A 4,446-nucleotide genomic window follows, 5' to 3' on the forward strand; every position below is an offset into this window, starting at 1 on the left:
AAATAACTCTCCTGTAAATAAATACACAAGCCTATTTTCTATACCCCTCATTTACTCCTCCAATTATTTTTTTTACAACCATATCGCCCTAGTCTTCTATAAAAGAAAAAATAGAGATGAAAAGACCCGGTGCCTGCTTTTTCTCCCGTTTTTGAAGATCCTTATGTTGCATATTTAGGTAAGCTTTATTAAAGAATTGCTCCGATAATGTGGAACAAGCACAACTTAAAGAATAAAGAAAATCAGTCCTATACCAACCAGAATCGCTCCGAGCCATATAATAAAACCTTTAGGTGAAATTGGATCTGTTATTACATCAAACAATGTTATTAATAATGTTTTTACCCTAGTGGATTCGTCATAATCTTTCAAAGCTGCTCTTAATCCACTAAAAAGGATTAAGAGTCCTACTACAACAATTATAGTTGGTACCAGAAACCATAGTTCCCCCATCATCTTTGATTCTTATCCTCTCTTATGCACCATCACACCTTCATACTTTCTCTAAACTGCACTATTTGAAGTAATAAAATTGTTTTAATTGTTCGTCAAACTCTCTCCAAGTAGATGTCATATATGGTGCTTCCATATCCAATATTGTTTTTACATCTTCAGCTACTAATTCAATGCGTTTTGTTGGATCATCTCTTTTTCCTGCTGGGAAAATTGCCAATTTAGTTAGCTCTTTTTTACCATTTTCCCAAGTCCATTCTTTAAGTGGCAGTTGACTGATTTTTTCTTTAGATGGTATTACTGTTCCTTGCCAATCACAAATCTCAAAAAGAGGATATCTATCTCCATTCCATTCTTCAAGAATGCCAATCACCTTCAAAATAATGTAACTTCCTGAAAACAATCGATAACTAATCGCGTCACCGGCTTTTAAAAATGTTTCGCTAATAAACCTTTTTCGCACTTTTTTAGCTTCTGGTTGTGTTGAATTTAACTGTTCTTTAAGTTTAAGTAGAACTGTTTCGCGTTTCTGTTTTAGTTTAGGATCTTCCTTCCAACGTATAAGATCATCACCACTATCAATAACTTGAAGTGCTTTAAACTTCACTTCGTCTTGGAGTCTTCCTAATTTCCATTGTATTAAAGCAAACGATAACCAAAATGTTGTGATCTCTTCTTCATCTAGCTCACTATCAAATTCATCAATTACTACTTTGCTTGCTTCTTCACTAGAGTAGTTATCACCTAGTAAGTCTTTATATCTTAAGCTAATATCTTCAGCTATATCGTCGGATAATATCGCTACTCCCCAAGCACCCATTCTGCATCGCTCCCAAATTATTTATTAGCATTATCCAAGTCTAATAACTCCAGCAATTTCTTCTCCAGAGTAGCTTTTAAATCATTATTCTTGAAATCAAACAAGGTTCCTGAACCCTTTCTATAGCCCCCAAAATAATACCAAAGGGAAATCGTCTTAGCATAGAATTCTTCACTAAATTTTAGACCATCATAATCAATTGATATTTGGGAACGGTATTCTTTTTCCAAACAACTTTCATAAGTTAAATTCTCAAACTCATCGCCATCAATGTCCCTGGCAACCCGTAACCTAAGGTTTTTCTTTCCTCTTTCGTCAAAGCGTTTTACATAATCCAATTGCAAATCTGTACATAACTTAATTGCCAACTGCTCTAAATCAATGATTTTCTTTTTTAATCCTTCATTAATATTACTTTGAGGTAATTCAATATATCTATTATCAATACCGGATGATTTCTCTAACCTTGTAAATCTTCGAAACAAGTCACTCAACCTCTCCCAAATAGATAATATGGTAGCTAAATTAAAATGCCCTTAAATTAATTACACAAAAAGGAGCGTAATCCTTTTTAGGTTAACGCTCCGATTTAACAGAAGATCTCCAATCGACTATTTGCTAATAATTTTAAAACCGAGTCATCAATCAATGTCGTTGAATGAAAAAGTCTTTTTTCTAATTCCTTCTCAAGTCATAATTACAAAATACGCAATTATATTCCAAAACATATGAGCTATGATGCTCGGAATCAATGAGTTAGTCTTTTTATAAAGTAGCGCAAATACAAAACCCACAAAAAAGATAAAAATCGGATTATCAAAGTGGACAAAGCCGAAAATTATAGATGAAATAAAAATTGCAATCCAGATATTCACCTTCTTTGATACATATCCAATTAATACTCCCCTGAACAATATCTCCTCAGCTATCGGTACAATAAAACAAGAAAATAGAAGAGTACGTAAAACGTTCCTATTAGATATCCAAATATCGTAAGTTTCTCTTCTTAATAGTTCTTCGCTAATAAAAACTTCCCAATTTGTAGCTGCTAAATATGCAGAGTAGATCGCCAAAACGGAAGGTAAAACCCAGATGACACTTTTCATAGATGGTAGCTTTATATCTTTAATAATATGTTTTCTAATGGATGGAATAAATCCTATAATTGAAAGACTATATACAACCCAGATAAGTCCATAAAAATGACGGTATTGAAACCAAGGTGATTTAATACTGAATATGTATGAAAAACCTCCGAATCCGATTAATATCAACGCACAGAATAATGTAAAACTCCTCCAATTAAATGTGTTACTTTCGATTCATATCACTCCCCTTTAACCTTGATTACTCTTGGACACTACCTAAATCTTCAATACCAATTATTTCAAATCGGTATGAATAACTCAATCTTTTATTGGAAAAAAAGGAGCTTATCTTATTGCAGATAAGCTCCGAGATAATTGAATAAAAATGGACCGAAGATAACTAATTTCTTTCTTTAATCACTCGGGTATTTTTCAAGTTCTTTCAGATAAATTTGCAGACGCTCTTCTAATTGGCCTTTTGTACCGTAACGAATAATTTCTTCACGGTTTAAAGTTTCTTTATTTAATAACTGATAATGTGTATAAGCCATAGTTAGGATCTTCAAGAACACTTCAACTTTCAAATCTTTACGTTTCTGCTTAGAGCCACTGGTATACCCTTCAATAAATCCTTCAGCATTAGCTCTTAACTGATGAATATGAAGATGATAATTATTCTTTCTATATCTTAGGGTGTCATGTACTGTATGGAAAAAGGTCTGATAATTGAATACGTAATTGGCAGCTAGAGAGGTCCCTGTATATAGAAGTGGATAAGGGTCTATAATCCTAGCACCGTTCATTGAAAAAATGATATTCTCAGGTGATGTATCTTGATTTGTCAGGATGATTTTTTCGCGGTCTATCGAACGAACAGAAATCAAATCCTTCCCAGCCTTTATCACTTTTTCCTTATTAAATGCGTAAGGGCTTGAGAGTAATTCATCCAATTCATCTTGATATTCTTTGGTTTCTTCAAGAATGAACTCTCTCAAGTCCATTTCTAGTTCGCCTTTTATTTCACCTTTTTCTCCCATTTTCAAATACCCTAAGCCTTTATATGGGGGATTGAGATTTTCAAGTGCAAGAAAAAACTCTCCTAACTCCCTCCCATAACGTTTCGATTGTTTTGTTGTTTGGTCACCAAGTCCTATGGATTTCCCTACATAAGTTTCAATCGTATAGGTCAATTCTTTATTCACAAAGAACTCGAAATGCTCAGGGCAAATTCCTTTTTTTGCTTTGTTCGCTTGCTTATAAAACGTTTTTGTAGAAGCGTATTCCGTTATCAACTCTTCACGATTGAAGACAACCTTTTTATCATAGGCAACCTTTTTTGGAATACGGAGTACGAGCTGCTCCTTGTCAATCATATAGGCAAAATGCCAAGCTCCTTCTCCTAACCTTTTAATCTCAGATTCACTTGAAATATTTTCCAGCCCTTCATTTTCCAAAGCATTATTAATAACTTCTATTTCTGTCAGAGTTTCTGTTGTAAGGAATTCCATCTTTTGTAGGCTCCTCTTTATTTTTATGAACGCCATCTCCTAGTGTGAAAGTAGGCAGAATTAATTTATTATAGTAACGCTCCGAGATTGCTTAATAACTTTTCATTATCTTTTACAATTACTTTATCGTCTCTTTTTTCTCTTTCCAATGCCTTACAATAAGACTTGAAGAGAAAATTAACAATAGCAACATAAAAATTGAGGAGATTAGTGATATAATTCCTGATTGATTACTAATGTCATTAAAGAATTCGGACAAAAAATAAGGCATTAACAGTATGCTTATTACAAATATAAGAACTTCAACTTTCACCTTTTATACCCCCAACTACAAATTTTCCCTTTAGATTATATCCATTCTACGGATGGGCAAGTAAATCGTTTCACTAAATTCCCAAAATTTACAATACCGGTTTTTAAAAAAATCCGCATAACTCAATCTTTAATTCCAGCTAAAAGGAGCTTATCTTATTACAGATGTTTATTGCAAAATAGAAGTGCAGACCTTTGCAACAGAAAAATGCAGAGTCCTGCACTTATTTTAATAAGGGCATAAAAAAAGACTTGCCAGTCACCC

At 33.4% G+C, this 4,446-nt stretch carries 5 protein-coding genes; all 5 read right to left on the reverse strand.

Going from position 1 to position 4,446, the window contains the following annotated elements; genetic code table 11:
* Nucleotides 1-225: 225 nt before the first annotated feature.
* Nucleotides 226-456 carry a hypothetical protein gene (locus tag JI666_RS20770; RefSeq protein ID WP_206894989.1) on the reverse strand — a complete coding sequence of 77 codons (231 nt, stop codon included), beginning with the start codon at nt 454-456 and terminating at the stop codon, nt 226-228.
* Between the two features lie 58 nt (nt 457-514).
* Nucleotides 515-1,273, reverse strand: coding sequence for a hypothetical protein (locus tag JI666_RS20775; RefSeq protein ID WP_206894991.1), 759 nt, complete (start codon nt 1,271-1,273; stop codon nt 515-517).
* 17 nt (nt 1,274-1,290) lie between these two features.
* Complete coding sequence (locus JI666_RS20780) at nt 1,291-1,758, reverse strand: hypothetical protein (RefSeq protein WP_286171007.1); 468 nt, start codon at nt 1,756-1,758, stop codon at nt 1,291-1,293.
* Nucleotides 1,759-1,959: 201 nt separating this feature from the next.
* Entirely contained in the window at nt 1,960-2,379 is a 420-nt protein-coding gene (locus JI666_RS22030; RefSeq protein ID WP_206894995.1) for a CPBP family intramembrane glutamic endopeptidase, read from the reverse strand.
* A 395-nt stretch (nt 2,380-2,774) separates the two neighbouring features.
* Nucleotides 2,775-3,869 (reverse strand): hypothetical protein, encoded by a 1,095-nt coding sequence (locus JI666_RS20790; protein ID WP_206894996.1) that lies wholly within the window; start codon nt 3,867-3,869, stop codon nt 2,775-2,777.
* Nucleotides 3,870-4,446: the final 577 nt, after the last annotated feature.

This window comes from Bacillus sp. NTK071, from assembly GCF_017303315.1.
In the GTDB taxonomy this organism is placed as follows: Bacteria; Bacillota; Bacilli; order Bacillales; family Guptibacillaceae; genus Guptibacillus.

What these genes read in the sequence shown, in the direction of transcription:
- JI666_RS20790 (WP_206894996.1), bottom strand. Translation starts at nt 3,869, where the DNA reads ATGGAATTCCTTACAACAGAAACTCTGACAGAAATAGAAGTTATTAAT.
- JI666_RS20770 (WP_206894989.1), bottom strand. Translation starts at nt 456, where the DNA reads ATGATGGGGGAACTATGGTTTCTGGTACCAACTATAATTGTTGTAGTA.
- JI666_RS22030 (WP_206894995.1), bottom strand. Translation starts at nt 2,379, where the DNA reads ATGAAAAGTGTCATCTGGGTTTTACCTTCCGTTTTGGCGATCTACTCT.
- JI666_RS20775 (WP_206894991.1), bottom strand. Translation starts at nt 1,273, where the DNA reads ATGGGTGCTTGGGGAGTAGCGATATTATCCGACGATATAGCTGAAGAT.